The sequence below is a fragment of the Pseudomonas sp. Ost2 genome (assembly GCF_018326065.1).
Lineage (GTDB): Bacteria > Pseudomonadota > Gammaproteobacteria > Pseudomonadales > Pseudomonadaceae > Aquipseudomonas > Aquipseudomonas gingeri.
Map to the genome: position 1 here is coordinate 1,355,041 of NZ_AP021904.1, position 16,662 is coordinate 1,371,702.

At 61.8% G+C, this 16,662-nt stretch carries 15 protein-coding genes; 12 read left to right on the forward strand and 3 right to left on the reverse strand.

What is annotated here, in order from left to right:
- Positions 1–30 precede the first annotated feature (30 nt).
- Positions 31–498 (forward strand): VUT family protein, encoded by a 468-nt coding sequence (locus KI243_RS05955; RefSeq protein ID WP_177108683.1) that lies wholly within the window; start codon positions 31–33, stop codon positions 496–498.
- A 100-nt stretch (positions 499–598) separates the two neighbouring features.
- Positions 599–1,780 carry a formate-dependent phosphoribosylglycinamide formyltransferase gene (gene purT, locus KI243_RS05960; RefSeq protein ID WP_177108684.1) on the forward strand — a complete coding sequence of 394 codons (1,182 nt, stop codon included), beginning with the start codon at positions 599–601 and terminating at the stop codon, positions 1,778–1,780.
- A 161-nt stretch (positions 1,781–1,941) separates the two neighbouring features.
- On the opposite strand, the gene KI243_RS05965 is transcribed toward purT, so the two are convergent.
- From KI243_RS05965 to ccsA, 3 genes are all read right to left on the reverse strand, one after another.
- Complete coding sequence (locus tag KI243_RS05965) at positions 1,942–3,258, reverse strand: MFS transporter (RefSeq protein ID WP_212810606.1); 1,317 nt, start codon at positions 3,256–3,258, stop codon at positions 1,942–1,944.
- Between the two features lie 383 nt (positions 3,259–3,641).
- Positions 3,642–4,886, reverse strand: coding sequence for a transporter associated domain-containing protein (locus KI243_RS05970; RefSeq protein WP_212810607.1), 1,245 nt, complete (start codon positions 4,884–4,886; stop codon positions 3,642–3,644).
- Positions 4,887–4,898: 12 nt separating this feature from the next.
- Positions 4,899–5,711 (reverse strand): cytochrome c biogenesis protein CcsA, encoded by an 813-nt coding sequence (gene ccsA / locus KI243_RS05975; RefSeq protein ID WP_042934507.1) that lies wholly within the window; start codon positions 5,709–5,711, stop codon positions 4,899–4,901.
- Between the two features lie 200 nt (positions 5,712–5,911).
- Here ccsA and ffh point away from each other — a divergent pair, with 200 nt between their 5' ends.
- The 10 genes from ffh (at position 5,912) to thrC (ending at position 16,531) form a co-directional block, all read left to right on the forward strand.
- Positions 5,912–7,288: a signal recognition particle protein gene (gene ffh / locus KI243_RS05980; protein WP_017124059.1), complete on the forward strand. Its 1,377-nt coding sequence runs from the start codon at positions 5,912–5,914 to the stop codon at positions 7,286–7,288.
- Positions 7,289–7,539: 251 nt separating this feature from the next.
- Positions 7,540–7,791: a 30S ribosomal protein S16 gene (rpsP, locus tag KI243_RS05985; protein WP_017124058.1), complete on the forward strand. Its 252-nt coding sequence runs from the start codon at positions 7,540–7,542 to the stop codon at positions 7,789–7,791.
- Positions 7,792–7,796: 5 nt separating this feature from the next.
- On the forward strand, positions 7,797–8,333 hold the full coding sequence (rimM, locus tag KI243_RS05990) for a ribosome maturation factor RimM (protein WP_177085648.1): 537 nt from the start codon (positions 7,797–7,799) through the stop codon (positions 8,331–8,333).
- Positions 8,334–8,336: 3 nt separating this feature from the next.
- Positions 8,337–9,089 (forward strand): tRNA (guanosine(37)-N1)-methyltransferase TrmD, encoded by a 753-nt coding sequence (gene trmD / locus KI243_RS05995; protein WP_040064517.1) that lies wholly within the window; start codon positions 8,337–8,339, stop codon positions 9,087–9,089.
- 45 nt (positions 9,090–9,134) lie between these two features.
- Positions 9,135–9,485 (forward strand): 50S ribosomal protein L19, encoded by a 351-nt coding sequence (rplS, locus tag KI243_RS06000; RefSeq protein ID WP_003175895.1) that lies wholly within the window; start codon positions 9,135–9,137, stop codon positions 9,483–9,485.
- 227 nt (positions 9,486–9,712) lie between these two features.
- Complete coding sequence (xerD, locus tag KI243_RS06005) at positions 9,713–10,609, forward strand: site-specific tyrosine recombinase XerD (protein WP_017124055.1); 897 nt, start codon at positions 9,713–9,715, stop codon at positions 10,607–10,609.
- 285 nt (positions 10,610–10,894) lie between these two features.
- Positions 10,895–12,745: an FAD-dependent oxidoreductase gene (locus KI243_RS06010; protein ID WP_212810608.1), complete on the forward strand. Its 1,851-nt coding sequence runs from the start codon at positions 10,895–10,897 to the stop codon at positions 12,743–12,745.
- A 169-nt stretch (positions 12,746–12,914) separates the two neighbouring features.
- Positions 12,915–13,646, forward strand: a complete 732-nt coding sequence (locus tag KI243_RS06015; RefSeq protein ID WP_017124053.1) for a DsbC family protein — start codon at positions 12,915–12,917, stop codon at positions 13,644–13,646.
- Between the two features lie 138 nt (positions 13,647–13,784).
- Positions 13,785–15,089 carry a homoserine dehydrogenase gene (locus KI243_RS06020; RefSeq protein ID WP_042934504.1) on the forward strand — a complete coding sequence of 435 codons (1,305 nt, stop codon included), beginning with the start codon at positions 13,785–13,787 and terminating at the stop codon, positions 15,087–15,089.
- Between the two features lie 32 nt (positions 15,090–15,121).
- A complete protein-coding gene (gene thrC, locus KI243_RS06025) occupies positions 15,122–16,531 on the forward strand; it encodes a threonine synthase (RefSeq protein WP_212810609.1) in 1,410 nt (469 codons plus the stop codon).
- Positions 16,532–16,662 lie beyond the last annotated feature (131 nt).

Consider the following 16,662-nt stretch of genomic DNA (forward strand, 5'->3'; position numbering starts at 1 on the left):
AGGGCTAAATCGACAGGTAGTCCGCGCCCCATGCTCTTTCTTATCGCCTATATCGCCAGCGTCGTGCTGATCAACTTCGCGTTCTCCAGCGCGCCGCACCTGGACATCATCTGGTCGGCCTGGGGTGGGCTGGTGTTTATCCTGCGCGATATGGTCCAGACCCGTTTCGGCCACGGAGCCATCGTTGCCATGCTGGCGGCGCTGGTGCTGTCGTATGTGACCTCCGACCCGACCATCGCCCTGGCCAGCGCCACGGCCTTTGCCATCTCCGAATGCATCGACTGGCTGGTCTTCAGTATCACCCGGCGCCCGCTGCACGACCGCCTGTGGATAAGTTCGGCGCTCAGCATCCCGCTGGACACCTTTATCTTCTTCGGCCTGATCGGCGCGCTGACCCCCCCTGTGGTCCTGACGGCGCTGGGCTCCAAGTTCGCCGGTGTCACCGTGGTCTGGCTGGTCATGGCCTGGCGCCTGCGTAAAGCCGCTCATCCGGCCTGAAACGATTTGTCCCAGTTCATGTAAAATGCCCGCCTTCTTATTCCCAGCAGGGGCCCGCTGATCGGGCGCCTTCGATGATCTGCTTCCTTGAGGACCTGAAATGACCCGTATCGGAACTCCACTGTCGCCGACCGCGACTCGCGTATTGCTCTGTGGCTGTGGTGAGCTGGGCAAGGAAGTCGTGATCGAACTGCAACGCCTGGGCGTCGAAGTGATCGCGGTCGACCGCTACGCCAATGCGCCGGCCATGCAGGTAGCCCATCGCAGCCACGTGATCAACATGCTCGACGGCGCGGCCCTGCGGGCGGTGATCGAAGCCGAGAAGCCGCACTTCATCGTTCCGGAAATCGAAGCCATCGCCACCGCCACCCTGGTGGAGCTGGAGGCCGAAGGCTTCACCGTGGTGCCGACCGCGCGCGCCGCGCAGCTGACCATGAACCGTGAAGGCATCCGTCGCCTGGCCGCCGAAGAGCTGAAGCTGCCGACCTCGCCGTACCACTTCGCCGACACCTTCGAGGCCTACAGCAAGGCCGTCGAGGACCTGGGCTTCCCTTGCGTGGTCAAGCCGGTGATGAGTTCGTCGGGCAAGGGCCAGAGCCTGCTGCGCAGTGTCGACGACGTACAGAAGGCCTGGGATTACGCCCAGGAAGGCGGCCGTGCCGGTAAGGGCCGGGTGATTGTCGAGGGCTTCATCGATTTCGACTATGAAATCACCCTGCTTACCGTGCGTCATGTCGGCGGTACCACGTTCTGCGCCCCGGTCGGCCACCGTCAGGAGAAGGGTGACTACCAGGAATCCTGGCAGCCACAGGCCATGAGCCCGGTGGCCCTGGCCGAGTCGGAGCGGGTCGCCAAGGCCGTGACCGAAGCCCTGGGTGGGCGCGGCATGTTTGGCGTCGAGTTGTTCATCAAGGGTGATCAAGTGTGGTTCAGCGAAGTGTCGCCGCGTCCCCATGACACCGGCATGGTGACCATGATTTCCCAGGACCTGTCGCAGTTCGCGCTGCATGCCCGGGCGATTCTCGGCTTGCCGATCCCGCTGATCCGCCAGTTCGGCCCGTCGGCCTCGGCGGTGATCCTGGTGGAAGGGCAGTCGACCCAGACCGCCTTCGCCAACCTCGGCGCGGCGTTGAGCGAGCCGGACACCGCCTTGCGCCTGTTCGGCAAGCCGGAAGTCAACGGTCAGCGCCGCATGGGCGTGGCCCTGGCGCGTGACGAATCGATCGAAGCGGCGCGGGCCAAGGCGACCCGTGCGGCCCAGGCGGTCGTGGTCGAGCTGTAACCCCGCTCAAGAGCGCGGATGTGTGCCTTGCGCGCACCCGCGTTCGCCGCTGAACCGTAGGAGCCGGCTTGCTGGCGATGAGGCCCCAGAGTGCAGCGTTGATCTCAAGGATGCCATCGCCGGCAAGCCGGCTCCTGCAATGATCGTGCTTGGCGCGATCTTCAGGCCACCTTGTTCAAATCGCTGTAGCGCGTTTCCTTCAGGCAGAAGATCGCAATCAGGCTCAGCGCCGCCGCCCCCGATACATACCCCCCGACCCAGCTCAGGCCGCCCATCGTCACCAGTTTCTGGGCAAAGAACGGTGCCGCCGAGGCCCCGACGATGCCGCCCAGGTTATAGGCCGCCGATGCGCCGGTGTAACGCACGTGGGTGGGAAACAGCTCCGGCAGCAATGCCCCCATCGGGGCGAAGGTGATCCCCATCAGGAACAGTTCGAGGCACAGGAACAGGGCGACGCCTGTGGTCGAGCCATGGCCCAGCAGCGGCTCCATGGTAAAACCGGACAGCAGTGCCAGCACCCCGCCGAGAATCAGTACCGGCTTGCGGCCGAAGCGGTCGCTGGCCCAGGCCGCCAGTGGCGTGGCCGCGGCCATGAACAGCACGGCAAAACACAGCAGCCCGAGGAAGGTCTCGCGGCTGTAGCCGAGGTTTGCGACGCCGTAGCTCAGGGAAAACACCGCCGAGATATAGAACAGCGCGTAGCACACCACCATCGCCACGGAGCCCAGCAGCACCGGTACCCAGTAGCGGTTGAACAGCTCGACCAGCGGCATCTTCACCCGCTCCTGGCGCGCCACGGCATTGGCGAAGACCGGGCTTTCCTCCAGTTTGAGGCGAACGTACAGGCCGACTATCACCAGCGCGGCACTGAGCAGGAACGGAATACGCCAGCCCCAGGAACGGAATTGCTCATCGCTGAGGGTCATGGCCAGGATCAGGAACAGGCCGTTGGCGGCGAGAAAGCCGATCGAGGGGCCCAGTTGCGGAAACATGCCGAACCAGGCGCGCTTGCCTTCGGGGGCGTTTTCGGTCGCCAGCAGCGCGGCTCCGCCCCATTCCCCACCCAGTCCCAGGCCCTGGCCGAAGCGCAGCAGGCACAACAGGATCGGCGCCCAGGCACCGATGGTGGCGTAGCCGGGCAGTACGCCGATCAGCGTGGTGCAGATGCCCATCAGCAGCAGCGAGGCGACCAGGGTCGATTTGCGCCCGATGCGATCACCGAAGTGGCCGAACAGGATCGAGCCCAGCGGACGGGCCAGGAAGGCGATGCCGAAGGTCAGGAAGGCCGAGAGCATCTGCGCGGTGCCGTCGGTCTGCGGGAAAAACACCGGACCGATGACCAGCGCGGCGGCGGTGGCATACACATAGAAATCGTAGAACTCGATGGCCGTGCCGATAAAACTGGCGGTCGCCACCCGTGAGGTGGAGTTCAGCGGCTTGTTCGGCGTGGCGTCGTCAAAGGTGGTGCTGGAGGTCATTACGGGCTTCCCTGAAAGTCTTGCGCGTGCGAGTTATTAGTATGAACACCCAGGGATAAGGGCTTATTCCCGTGCGACCGGTTGTGAGTGTCGGCGGCGGGTGATGACAAGGCAGTGCTGGCCGGAAAAGGCTGGGCGCGGGTAGGCGGGCATTCCGGCGGGGCTGGATAAGCCCACCCGATTATAGGAACGCGCCGCTGGATCGAACAAGAGCGACGATCATGCGGTGTGTGGGGATGACCTGAAGCCGGCAAGACTTCAGCTTGAAACGCCATACTGTGGGAGCCGGCTTGCTGGCGATGAGGCCGGTAAGTCCTGCATTGATCTTGCGCGCGCCATCGCTGGCAAGCCAGGCCCCTACAGGGCTGCGCAGTGATTTTGAATTACGCGGATGGCCTTGTCGCTGGGAGCGTGCTGGTGTGCCAGACCAGGACCTTGCTGACGCGGTTGTCCTCGGTTTCGAGGATCTCCAGGCGATAACGGCCGATCTTCAGGCAGACCGCGCTGTCCGGAATGGTTTCCAGGGCTTCGGTGACCAGGCCGTTGAGGGTCTTCGGACCATCGCTGGGCAGGTGCCAGCCCAGGCTCTTGTTCAGTTCGCGGATCGAGGCGGCGCCATCGATCACCAGGCGGCCATCGGCCTGCGGATGGATATGCGGGTTGTTGAGGCTGTGCTCGCTCTCGAATTCGCCGACGATTTCTTCAAGAATGTCTTCCAGGGTGACGATGCCCAGCACTTCTCCGTATTCGTCCACCACCATGCCCTGGCGGCGTTGCTGCTTGTGGAAATTCAGCAGTTGCAGTTGCAGCGGCGTGCTTTCCGGCACGAAGTACGGCTCGCGACAGGCTTCGAGCAGGGAGGCCTTGGTCAGGCTGGCATCGAACAGCAGGTGAAGGATCTGGCGGGTATTGAGCACCGCCTCGACCTGGTTGATGTCGCTGTGGAACACCGGCAGGCGGGTGCGTCGGTTCTTCAGCAACTGCGCGATGATGTCCTCGATGGAGTCGTCGAGATTGATCCCGTCCACTTCGCTGCGGGGCACCAGGATGTCGTTGACCGTGATGTTGTGCAGCGCCTGGATGCTGGACAGCGACGGGTGGCGTGCCGGATGTTCCGGTTCGTCTTCCGGATCGAGCGGGGGCTGGTCTTCATCGCTCTGCTTGACCGTGCCGGCCTTGCTGATGAAGGGCCGCAGCAACAGGCGGGCGGCACCGTCGAGCAGCCAGGCCGCGGGGTAGAGGATCTTCAGCGGGACGCCGAGCAGGGCGTTGCCGATCGCCAGGATGGCTTCGGGATAGCGGGCGGCGAGCAGGCGTGGCAGGTAGTCGGCGAATACCAGCAGGGCGACGGTGCTGCCCAGGCAGGCCAGCCAGGGCCCGTGTTCGCCCCAGAGCAGCAGCGAGAGCAGGGTGGCGATGATCACCGCGACGATGCGGCACAGGGTGTTGCAGAAGATCAGGCTGTCCCGCGGGAAGCTCAGGCGTGCGGCGGGTTTGTCACCCGAGCGCGAGGCCGGGCGTTGTGCCGTGAGCAACTGCTGGGCGACTTCAATGGCGGTGAACAGCGCCGACCAGAGGATCAGCAGGGCCAATACAGCGAGCATCGGCCCGGCGGGCAGGTTGTCCATGATCTCGGCCCGTCAGATGTGCAGGATGTATTCGCGGACCAGCTTGCTGCCGAAATAGGCCAGCATCAGCAGGCAGAAGCCGGCCAGGGTCCAGCGGATCGCCTTGTGCCCGCGCCAGCCGAGACGGTTGCGGCCCCACAGCAGCACACTGAACACGATCCAGGCCAGGCAGGCCAGCAGGGTCTTGTGCACCAGGTGCTGAGCGAACAGGTTCTCGACGAACAGCCAGCCGGAGATCAGGGACAGCGACAGCAGTGTCCAGCCGGCCCAGAGGAAACCGAACAGCAGGCTTTCCATGGTCTGCAACGGCGGGAAGTTCTTGATCAGGCCGGAAGGGTGCTTGTGCTTGAGCTGGTGGTCCTGCAACAGCAGCAGCAGGGCCTGGAACACCGCGATGGTAAACATGCCATAGGCGAGGATCGACAGCAGGATATGCGCGAGGATGCCCGGTTCCTCATCGATGATCTGCACCGTGCCCGACGGCGCGAACTGCGCCAGCAGCACCGTCAGCAGGCCCAGCGGGAACAGCAGGATCAGCAGGTTCTCCACGGGGATCCGCGAACAGGCGACCAGGGTCAGGGCGATCACGGCGACGGCGATCAGGCTGGCGGCGTTGAAGAAGTCCAGGCCCAGTCCGACCGGGGTCGCCAGGTGGGTGCACAGGGCGATCGCGTGGGCCAGCACGGCGAAGATGCCGAGCCCGACCAGCAGGCGTTTGTCGGCCTTGGCACACTGGCGCAGGCGAGTGCCTTGATAGAGAGTCGCAGCGGCATACAAGCAGGCGGCGGCGAGGCTGGTCAGCAAACTGGGTGACAAAGGAAGCATAAGTCCTGGGAAGCGAGCCCGAAAGGCGCTGAGTTTGGCATACAACCGCCAGTCCACGAAAGACCGTGGCGCTAGTGCCGCGCACGCAGTCTCGCTATAATCCGCGACCTGCCCACGCCGCAGGCTCGCCAGGCACGCTTTTGACTACGCCGGCGGCCTATTACCTCGGTTCTATTATTAGGGGCCTCAAAGGATCGCGCATGTTTGAAAACCTGACCGACCGTCTCTCGCAGACGCTGCGCCATGTCACCGGCAAGGCCAAGCTGACCGAGGACAATATCAAAGACACCCTGCGTGAAGTGCGCATGGCGTTGCTCGAAGCCGACGTCGCCCTGCCGGTGGTGAAGGACTTCGTCAATTCGGTCAAGGAACGCGCCGTCGGCACTGAAGTGTCGCGCAGCCTGACGCCGGGCCAGGCGTTCGTGAAGATTGTCCAGGCCGAACTCGAAAGCCTGATGGGCGCCGCCAACGAAGACCTGAACCTGAGCGCCGTGCCGCCAGCGGTCATCCTGATGGCCGGCCTGCAGGGCGCGGGCAAGACCACCACCGCCGGCAAGCTGGCGCGCTTCCTCAAGGAACGCAAGAAGAAAAGCGTGATGGTGGTGTCGGCGGACGTCTACCGTCCGGCCGCGATCAAGCAGCTGGAAACCCTGGCCAACGACATCGGCGTGACCTTCTTCCCGTCCGATATCAGCCAGAAGCCGGTGGCCATCGCCGAAGCGGCTATCAAGGAAGCACGCCTCAAGTTCATCGACGTGGTCATCGTCGACACCGCCGGTCGTCTGCATATCGATGCCGAGATGATGGGCGAGATCCAGCAGTTGCACGCGGCGATCAAGCCCGTGGAAACGCTGTTCGTGGTCGACGCCATGACCGGCCAGGACGCCGCCAACACCGCCAAGGCCTTTGGCGACGCGCTGCCGCTGACCGGCGTGATCCTGACCAAGGTCGACGGTGACGCCCGTGGCGGTGCCGCGCTGTCGGTCCGTGCCATCACCGGCAAGCCGATCAAGTTCATCGGCATGGGTGAAAAGAGCGAAGCGCTCGACCCCTTCCACCCGGACCGGATCGCTTCGCGCATCCTCGGCATGGGCGACGTGCTCAGCCTGATCGAGCAGGCCGAGGCGACGCTCGACAAGGACAAGGCCGACAAACTTGCCAAAAAGCTGAAGAAGGGCAAGGGCTTCGACCTCGAAGATTTCCGCGACCAGCTGCAACAGATGAAGAACATGGGCGGCCTCGGCGGCCTGATGGACAAGCTGCCGAACATCGGCGGCGTCAACCTGGCGCAGATGGGCAATGCCCAGGGTGCGGCAGAGAAGCAGTTCAAGCAGATGGAAGCCATCATCAACTCCATGACCCCGGCCGAACGCCGCGACCCCGAGCTGATCAGCGGCTCGCGCAAGCGCCGCATCGCCATGGGTTCCGGCACCCAGGTGCAGGACATCGGGCGCTTGATCAAGCAGCACAAGCAGATGCAGAAGATGATGAAGAAATTCTCCGCCAAGGGCGGTATGGCCAAGATGATGCGCGGCATGGGCGGCATGTTGCCCGGCGGCGGCATGCCGAAAATGTAAAGAATCTGCGCCGGCTGTCATGTCGGCGTTGCCCCGCACGGACGCGGGGATCTCCAGCAAACCCGCGCTACGCGGGAGCTGACCTGCCGTTTTTCACGACGGCTCTATGGCAAATCTTGATTGCATGGCGCCAGGCGCCGGAAAAAGTCATTTGCAAAAGTCCGGATATTCCTTAGAATATGCGGCCTTTCGGGCACCCATGCCCGCTGTGCATTTAGATTTGCAGCACCGACTACAGGAACGATGTTCACATGCTAACAATCCGTCTTGCCCTTGGCGGCTCCAAAAAGCGCCCGTTTTACCACCTGACCGTAACCGACAGCCGCAACGCTCGTGACGGTTCGCACAAAGAACAAGTGGGTTTCTTCAACCCGGTTGCTCGTGGTCAGGAAGTTCGTCTGTCCGTGAACCAAGAGCGCGTAGCCTACTGGCTGAGCGTTGGTGCACAACCTTCTGAGCGCGTTGCTCAGTTGCTGAAGGAAAACGCTAAGGTTGCGGCCTGAGCAATATGAACGCGACGCCGGCTTCTACCGATGATTTGATCGTTATCGGCAAGATCTACTCTGTTCATGGCGTTCGCGGCGAAGTGAAGGTTTATTCCTTTACTGATCCAATTAAAAACCTGTTGGACTACAAAACCTGGACGCTCAAGCGCGAAGGTAGCGTGAAACAGGTAGAGCTGGTCAGCGGGCGTGGGAACGACAAGTTCCTGGTCGCAAAGCTCAAGGGTCTCGATGATCGTGAAGAAGCGCGTCTTCTGGCCGGTTATGAGATCTGCGTGCCGCGCAACCTGTTTCCTGAACTGACCGACGGCGAGTACTACTGGTACCAGCTGGAAGGTCTCAAGGTCATCGACACCCTCGGGCAACTGTTCGGGAAGATCGATCACCTGCTGGAGACTGGCTCGAACGATGTCATGGTGGTCAAGCCTTGTCCGGGCAGCCTGGATGATCGCGAACGCCTGTTGCCCTATACGGAGCAATGCGTGTTGGCTGTCGACCTTGCCGCTGGCGAGATGAAGGTGGATTGGGATGCGGACTTCTAAGCGATGGCTAGCCTGCGCGTAGAAGTGATCAGTTTGTTTCCCGAAATGTTTTCCGCCATCAGCGACTACGGCATCACCAGTCGTGCGGTGAAACAGGGGCTCTTGCAGCTGACCTGTTGGAATCCGCGGGACTACACGACCGATCGACATCACACTGTGGATGATCGCCCATTTGGCGGTGGTCCGGGCATGGTGATGAAGATCAAGCCCCTTGAGGACGCCCTGGTTCAGGCCAAGGCAGCAGCAGGGGAGGCGGCGAAGGTGATCTACCTGTCGCCCCAGGGCCGGCAACTGAATCAGTTGGCGGTACGCGACCTGGCGAACGAGGAAGCCTTGATCCTCATTGCAGGTCGTTACGAAGGCATTGACGAGCGCTTTATAGACGCTCATGTCGATGAAGAGTGGTCGATTGGGGACTATGTTCTTTCCGGTGGCGAGCTGCCGGCGATGGTCCTGATAGATGCGGTTACACGACTGCTGCCCGGAGCTTTAGGGCATGCGGACTCCGCGGAGGAAGATTCCTTCACGGATGGTTTGCTGGATTGCCCGCACTACACCCGTCCGGAGGTGTATGCGGATCAGCGTGTTCCCGACGTGTTGCTCAGTGGCAACCACGCACATATCCGGCGTTGGCGTCTGAAGCAGTCCCTTGGCAGGACCTCGGAACGACGCGCCGATCTTCTGGAAAGCCGCTCGCTTTCTGGAGAAGAGAAGAAGCTGCTCGAGGAATACATCCGCGAGCGGGACGATAGTTAACAACGTATCGATGGTAGATCAGACGATTTACCTTAGGAGCACAGCATGACTAACAAAATCATCCTTGCACTCGAAGCAGAGCAGATGACCAAAGAGATCCCTACCTTTGCCCCGGGCGACACTATTGTCGTTCAGGTGAAAGTGAAGGAAGGCGACCGTTCGCGTCTGCAGGCGTTCGAAGGCGTGGTAATTGCCAAGCGTAACCGTGGTGTGAACAGCGCGTTCACCGTACGTAAAATCTCCAACGGTGTTGGCGTAGAGCGTACTTTCCAGACCTACAGCCCGCAAATCGACAGCATGGCTGTCAAGCGTCGCGGTGACGTACGTAAAGCCAAGCTGTACTACCTGCGCGACCTGTCGGGTAAAGCAGCTCGCATCAAGGAAAAACTGGCCTGAGTCCAGCTTCCGATGCAGAAAAAAGCAGCCTACGGGCTGCTTTTTTGCATTTCGGGTTTTGAAAAATCCGTTTGCCGCTGTCACAGTGGGATTGCAATGAACACCTTGCAGGAGCCGGCTTGCCAGCGAGTGGCCCTTGAGTCTTGTCGCGCCTGGGGGACGCCATCGCCGGCAAGCCAGCTCCCGCAATGCTCATCTGCTTATCGCCTTTTGCTTGTCGAGCCCTTATGCCAGCCATCGATCATCCCCTTATCGACCAGTTCCTCGACGCCCTGTGGCTGGAGAAGGGGCTCTCGGACAATACCCGTGATGCCTATCGCAGCGATCTTGCGCTGTTCAACGGCTGGTTGCAGGACAAGGGCCTGGAATTGCTCAATGCCGGTCGCGAGCTGATTCTCGACCACCTGGCCTGGCGTCTGGAGCAGGCCTACAAACCGCGCTCCACCGCGCGTTTTCTTTCCGGTGTCCGGGGCTTCTACCGTTACCTGTTGCGCGAAAAGCTGATCGCCGTCGATCCGACCCTGCAGGTGGAGATGCCGCAGTTGGGTCGTCCGTTGCCCAAATCCCTGTCGGAAGCTGACGTCGAAGCCCTGCTGAAAGCGCCTGACCTGAGCGAGGCCATCGGCCAACGCGACCGGGCCATGCTGGAAGTGCTCTACGCCTGCGGGCTGCGGGTGACGGAACTGATCAGCCTGACCCTGGAACAGGTCAACCTGCGCCAGGGCGTGCTGCGGGTCATGGGCAAGGGCAGCAAGGAGCGCCTGGTGCCGATGGGCGAGGAGGCGATTGTCTGGGTCGAACGCTACATGCGCGATGCCCGTGGCGAGCTGCTGGGCGGGCGGCCGAGCGACGTGCTGTTTCCCAGCCTGCGCGGCGAGCAGATGACCCGCCAGACCTTCTGGCACCGGATCAAGCACCAGGCCAAGGTCGCCGGCATCGGCAAGTCGCTGTCCCCGCATACCCTGCGGCATGCCTTCGCGACCCATCTGCTCAACCACGGCGCCGACCTGCGGGTGGTGCAGATGCTGCTGGGGCACAGCGACCTGTCGACCACCCAGATCTACACCCATGTCGCCCGTGCCCGCCTGCAGGACATGCACGCCAGGCATCACCCGCGCGGCTGAAGCTGCTGCGCAAAGCACGGATGCTGCCGAGCACCAGGGACAGAGTGGTGCGCGGTCGATTTCTTCGCTGTTCCTCCAGGTTCCGCGGCTCCGGACGCACGAATTCGAGCCCGGATAAACTGGGCTACGCTGAATTCGATGGCCGTAGTCGCATCCTCCTGTAGTCGCGCAGCCGTTTAGCCGGGCAGCAACCCAGTGGTTGACCAAGGATTGCTATTCAGGCGACCGACGCCACCTCCCCTCAGTTTTTGTGGCCGACTTTTTCCAAGGTATCTGGAGAAAAGTATGTCTATCAAAAAAGGAAGTAACAAAAGAAACAAACCCCTGTCCAGGAAAGTAAAAGCCAATGCCGTCAACGGGCGCGGTGTGAGCCGGCGGCGCTTTATCCAAGGTGGCTTAACCGTCGCGGCGGCCCTGTCGCTCAGTGGTATTCCCTATATGGCCAAGGCGGTCACGGGAAAAACGGTCGCGATTCTGGGTGGTGGCGTGGCCGGATTGACGGCGGCCCATGAATTGATTGAACGGGGCTACCAGGTGACGGTGTATGAGCGTCGCGCATTGGGTGGCAAAGCCCGCAGTATTCCGGTTCCCGCTACCGGAACGAATGGCCGCCTGGATTTACCCGGTGAGCACGGCTTTCGCTTTTATCCCAATTTCTACCACAACCTTCCCGATACACTGAGGCGCATTCCCTACAGCGGCAACGCCCATGGCGCCTGGAACAATCTCGTTGCCCTACAGGCGTTCCTGATTGCCCTCACGGGGCGCCCTGACTTTTACGTGGATACCACCACGGTTCTGTTGTTTCCGGGCACGCCCGCCGGCATTCCCCTGGCCCTGACGTCCCTGGTCAATCTGCTTTCGGCGGGTCTGCAGATTCCCCCTCTCGAATTGGCTTTTTTTGTCCAGAAACTGCACGTATTCATCACCAGTGGCGATTTGCGGCGCCTGGGACAATGGGAAAAAATGAGCTGGTGGGAGTACACCCAGGCGGCCAGCAAGTCCGCCGCCTATCAGCAATTGCTGGGCCGGATCATCATCGGCTTCGTGGCAGCGCGCCCCGAAATTGCCAGTGCGCGCACCATAGGGCAGGCGGTGGAAGGTTTTTTCTACAGCTATGCCAAGCGCGATGTCGATAATCCGTTTGCCGGTATCCTGCGGGTGATGAATCATCCCACCAACGAGGCCTGGATCACCCCCTGGGTGCAATACCTGACGGCGTCAGGCGTCACCTTCAGTGTGGGAACGCAAGTCACCGCGCTCAACTTCAGCAATGGCCGCATCACCAGTGCACAAGCGACCGATGCCAATAATGCCGGGATGACCATCAATGCCGACTATTTCGTGCTTGCCGTGCCCGCGGAGCGGGCGGTGCCCTTGATGACTCCGGCGATGTTGGCTGCCGACCCTCAGCTGGGCCGTATCGCCAATCTGCAAACACGCTGGATGAATGGCATACAGTTTTTCCTGACCGCGGCCACCGACATTCCGCTGATGGAATGTATCGACTCGCCCTGGGCCATTGGTGGAGGGACGCAAGCGCAACTATGGCCCGCTGGTTTTTCTACGACCTATGGCGATGGCAATGTGAAGGATGTGTTGTCGATCATCATTGCCGAGTGGACGGTGCCCGGTATCGTTTATAACAAACCGGCCAATCAGTGCACGCCGCAGGAAATCGTCGATGAGGTGTTGGCGCAGATCAGGACGGGGCTGGACAATGGCGCCAGTCTGCTCCCGGGCAGTCTGATTCATTCATGGTTTCTCGACCCTGGCCTGTCGAATGTCGGGACGGGCAATGTTCACAACGACGATCCTCTGTTGGTCAATACACCCGACTCGTGGAGTAATCGACCGGACACGAGTACCCAGATCGGCAATCTCTTTTTGGCCGGTGATTACGTACGGGCCACGGGATTTGACCTGGCCTGCATGGAAACCGCCAATGAAAGTGGGCGGCGAGCCGCCAACGCCGTGCTTGCCGCCAGCAACAGTTCGGCAGCGCCGGCCACGATCGTGACGCGCTATAAGGAGCCGCTGCTGGCATTGGATCAGACCCTGGACGACACGCTGTATCGTCTGGGCCTGCCCAATCAATATGACTTGATCTCGCCTTATCGACCGGGTTCATCGTAGGATTCGGGGGCTGGGTGATTATCCGACTCCCTGGCGCCTCGCATCGCCGGGAGTCGGTCATGCCGACCTTATGTGGTAGGCTTTACCCGTTTGCACGATGGGCGGTCGGAACCCGGATCTGCTGATCGGTGTTTACCGTCCCATGAGTTGCCCGCCTTCAGGAGTTCCCATGCGTTTGACCCAGATTTTCGCCGCTGCTGCCCTCGTCCTGGCCAGCTCCCTGGTCCTGGCCGATGACACCGCCGAACAGGCGATTCGCAAGAGCCTCGACAGCCTCCAGCTGGAAACCCCGGTGGAGAGCATTACCGCCAGCCCCCTGGCCGGCCTGTACGAAGTCAAGCTCAAGGGCAGCCGCGTACTGTATGCCAGCGCCGACGGCCAGTTCGTCATGCAGGGCTACCTGTTCCAGCTCAAGGACGGCAAGCCGGTCAACCTGACCGAAAAGACCGAGCGCCTGGGCATCTCCAAGCTGATCAACGGTATTCCGGTGGCTGAGACCGTGGTCTATCCGGCCATCGGCGAAACCAAGTCGCATATCACCGTCTTCACCGACACCACCTGCCCGTATTGCCACAAGCTGCACGCCGAAGTGCCGGCGCTGAACAAGATGGGCATCGAAGTGCGTTATGTCGCCTTCCCGCGCCAGGGCCTGGGTTCGCCGGGTGACGAGCAGTTGCAGGCGGTGTGGTGCTCGGCCGACAAGAAAACCGCCATGGACCAGATGGTCGATGGCAAGGAAATCAAGGCCGCCAAGTGCGCCAACCCGGTCTCGAAACAGTTCGCCCTCGGCCAGTCGATCGGGGTCAACGGTACACCGGCCATCGTCCTGGCTGACGGCCAGGTGATTCCGGGCTACCAGCCAGCGGCACAAGTTGCCAAACTGGCCCTGGCCGCCAAGTAATCCAGCCTCGTCGCGGTCGCCTTTGACGAGCAAGACCCCGGGCATCTGGCCCGGCGGTCCTAAACAGCAAGCCGCTGGTGGTCCAGCGGCTGTTTTCCACGGCCGACCTCGCGTCGGCCGTTTCATGGGGAGTTAAGAGTGAAACCGGTCAAAGTAGGCATCTGTGGGTTAGGTACCGTCGGTGGCGGCACCTTCAACGTACTTCAGCGTAACGCCGAGGAAATTGCTCGTCGTGCCGGGCGTGGAATCGAAGTGGCGCAAATCGCCACCCGCACGCCAAAGCCTCAGTTCCAAACGACCGGTATTGCGATTACCAACGATGTCTTCGAAGTGGCCACGAACCCTGAGATCGACATCGTCATAGAGCTGGTGGGCGGCTATACCGTTGCCCGCGAGCTGGTACTCAAAGCGATCGAGAACGGCAAGCACGTGGTCACCGCGAACAAGGCGCTGATCGCCGTGCACGGCAATGAAATCTTCGCCAGGGCCCGCGAGAAGGGCGTGATCGTCGCGTTCGAAGCGGCCGTGGCCGGCGGCATCCCGGTGATCAAGGCGATCCGCGAGGGCCTGTCCGCCAACCGTATCAACTGGGTCGCCGGTATCATCAACGGCACCGGCAACTTCATCCTCACCGAGATGCGCGAGAAGGGCCGTGCCTTCGAGGACGTGCTGGTCGAGGCCCAGGCCCTGGGTTATGCCGAAGCCGATCCGACCTTCGACGTCGAAGGCATCGATGCCGCGCACAAGCTGACCATCCTGGCGTCCATCGCGTTCGGCATTCCGCTGCAGTTCGACAAGGCCTACACCGAAGGCATCACCCAGCTGACCACCGCCGACGTCAACTATGCCGAGGCCCTGGGCTATCGCATCAAGCATCTGGGCGTGGCGCGCAGCACCGCTGCCGGTATCGAGTTGCGGGTCCACCCGACGCTGATCCCGGCCGATCGCCTGCTCGCCAACGTCAATGGCGTGATGAACGCGGTCATGGTCAATGGTGACGCCGCCGGTTCGACCCTGTTCTACGGTGCCGGTGCCGGTATGGAGCCTACCGCTTCGTCGGTTATCGCCGACCTGGTGGACGTGGTGCGGGCCATGACCTCCGACCCGGAGAATCGCGTACCGCACCTGGCCTTCCAGCCGGACTCGCTGTCGGCCCATCCGATCTTGCCCATCGATGCTTGCGAAAGTGCCTACTACCTGCGTATCCAGGCCAAGGACCATCCGGGCGTCCTGGCCCAGGTCGCGAGCATCCTGTCGGAGCGCGGGATCAATATCGAATCGATCATGCAGAAGGAAGTCGAAGAGCATGACGGCCTGGTGCCGATGATCCTGTTGACCCACCGCGTGCTGGAACAGCACATCAACGACGCCATCGCTGCGCTGGAGGCCCTGCAAGGTGTGGTCGGCCCTGTCGTGCGGATCCGCGTCGAGCACTTGAACTAAGCCGGCAGCGCCGAATTAGAGAGGAATTCTTCATGCGTTACATCAGTACCCGCGGCCAGGCACCGGCCCTGAACTTCGAAGACGTGCTGCTGGCCGGCCTGGCCAGCGACGGCGGCCTGTACGTGCCGGAAAACCTGCCACGTTTCACCCAGGAAGAAATCGCTTCCTGGGCCGGCCTGCCGTACCACGAGCTGGCGTTCCGGGTCATGCGCCCGTTCGTCACCAGCAGCATTCCGGATGCCGACTTCAAGAAGATCCTGGAGGAAACCTACGGGGTCTTCGCCCATAACGCCGTCGCGCCGCTGCGCCAGCTCAATGGCAACGAATGGGTGCTCGAGCTGTTCCACGGCCCGACCCTGGCGTTCAAGGACTTCGCCCTGCAACTGCTCGGTCGCCTGCTCGACTACGTACTGGAAAAGCGCGGCGAGCGCGTGGTGATCGTCGGCGCCACCTCCGGCGATACCGGCTCGGCGGCCATCGAGGGTTGCAAGCACTGCGAGAACGTCGACATCTTCATCCTCCACCCGCACAACCGGGTGTCGGAAGTGCAGCGGCGGCAGATGACCACCATTTTCGGTGAGAACATCCACAACATCGCCATCGAAGGCAACTTCGACGACTGCCAGGAAATGGTCAAGAACAGCTTCGCCGACCAGAGCTTCCTCAAGGGCACGCGCCTGGTCGCGGTGAACTCGATCAACTGGGCGCGGATCATGGCCCAGATCGTCTACTACTTCCACGCGGCCCTGCAGTTGGGCGGCCCGGCCCGCTCGGTGGCGTTCTCGGTGCCGACCGGCAACTTCGGCGACATCTTCGCCGGCTATCTGGCGCGCAACATGGGCCTGCCGATCAGCCAGTTGATCGTCGCCACCAACCGCAACGACATCCTGCACCGCTTCATGAGCGGCAACCAGTACGTCAAGGAAACCCTGCACGCGACCCTGTCGCCGTCCATGGACATCATGGTTTCGTCGAACTTCGAACGCCTGCTGTTCGACCTGCACGGTCGCAATGGCGCGGCCATCGCCGGCCTGATGGACACCTTCAAGCAAGGTGGCGGTTTCAGTGTCGACCAGGATCGCTGGACCGAGGCGCGCAAACTGTTCGACTCCCTGGCCGTGGATGACGCCCAGACCTGCGAGACCATCGCCGAAGTCTTCGCCCAGACCGGCGAGGTGCTCGACCCGCACACCGCCATCGGCGTCAAGGCCGCCCGTGAGTGCCGTCGCAGCCTGGATACCCCGATGGTGATCCTGGGTACTGCGCACCCGGTCAAGTTCCCTGAAGCAGTAGAGAAAGCGGGTGTAGGAAAAGCGCTTGAGCTGCCAGCACACCTTTCCGATTTGTTTGAAAGAGATGAGCGTTGCACGGTTCTGGCCAACGACCTGAAAGCCGTACAGGCCTTTGTCAGCCAGCATGGCAACCGCGGCAAGCCGCTCTGACCGACTAGAACGGTCACACTTTAGAGCCCGCCCCTTGGCGGGCTTTATCGTTTTTGCGTGCCAAACTTGCGCCCTGTTTTTTCATGTTCCAAAAAAGGGGTCAGGTACTTCGTCATGGTGTTTCAGCGCAG

Bases quoted from the DNA above. Each gene is read 5' to 3' on its own strand.
- KI243_RS05955 (WP_177108683.1), top strand. From the start codon at position 31: ATGCTCTTTCTTATCGCCTATATCGCCAGCGTCGTGCTGATCAACTTC.
- purT (WP_177108684.1), top strand. From the start codon at position 599: ATGACCCGTATCGGAACTCCACTGTCGCCGACCGCGACTCGCGTATTG.
- KI243_RS05965 (WP_212810606.1), bottom strand. From the start codon at position 3,258: ATGACCTCCAGCACCACCTTTGACGACGCCACGCCGAACAAGCCGCTG.
- KI243_RS05970 (WP_212810607.1), bottom strand. From the start codon at position 4,886: ATGGACAACCTGCCCGCCGGGCCGATGCTCGCTGTATTGGCCCTGCTG.
- ccsA (WP_042934507.1), bottom strand. From the start codon at position 5,711: ATGCTTCCTTTGTCACCCAGTTTGCTGACCAGCCTCGCCGCCGCCTGC.
- ffh (WP_017124059.1), top strand. From the start codon at position 5,912: ATGTTTGAAAACCTGACCGACCGTCTCTCGCAGACGCTGCGCCATGTC.
- rpsP (WP_017124058.1), top strand. From the start codon at position 7,540: ATGCTAACAATCCGTCTTGCCCTTGGCGGCTCCAAAAAGCGCCCGTTT.
- rimM (WP_177085648.1), top strand. From the start codon at position 7,797: ATGAACGCGACGCCGGCTTCTACCGATGATTTGATCGTTATCGGCAAG.
- trmD (WP_040064517.1), top strand. From the start codon at position 8,337: ATGGCTAGCCTGCGCGTAGAAGTGATCAGTTTGTTTCCCGAAATGTTT.
- rplS (WP_003175895.1), top strand. From the start codon at position 9,135: ATGACTAACAAAATCATCCTTGCACTCGAAGCAGAGCAGATGACCAAA.
- xerD (WP_017124055.1), top strand. From the start codon at position 9,713: ATGCCAGCCATCGATCATCCCCTTATCGACCAGTTCCTCGACGCCCTG.
- KI243_RS06010 (WP_212810608.1), top strand. From the start codon at position 10,895: ATGTCTATCAAAAAAGGAAGTAACAAAAGAAACAAACCCCTGTCCAGG.
- KI243_RS06015 (WP_017124053.1), top strand. From the start codon at position 12,915: ATGCGTTTGACCCAGATTTTCGCCGCTGCTGCCCTCGTCCTGGCCAGC.
- thrC (WP_212810609.1), top strand. From the start codon at position 15,122: ATGCGTTACATCAGTACCCGCGGCCAGGCACCGGCCCTGAACTTCGAA.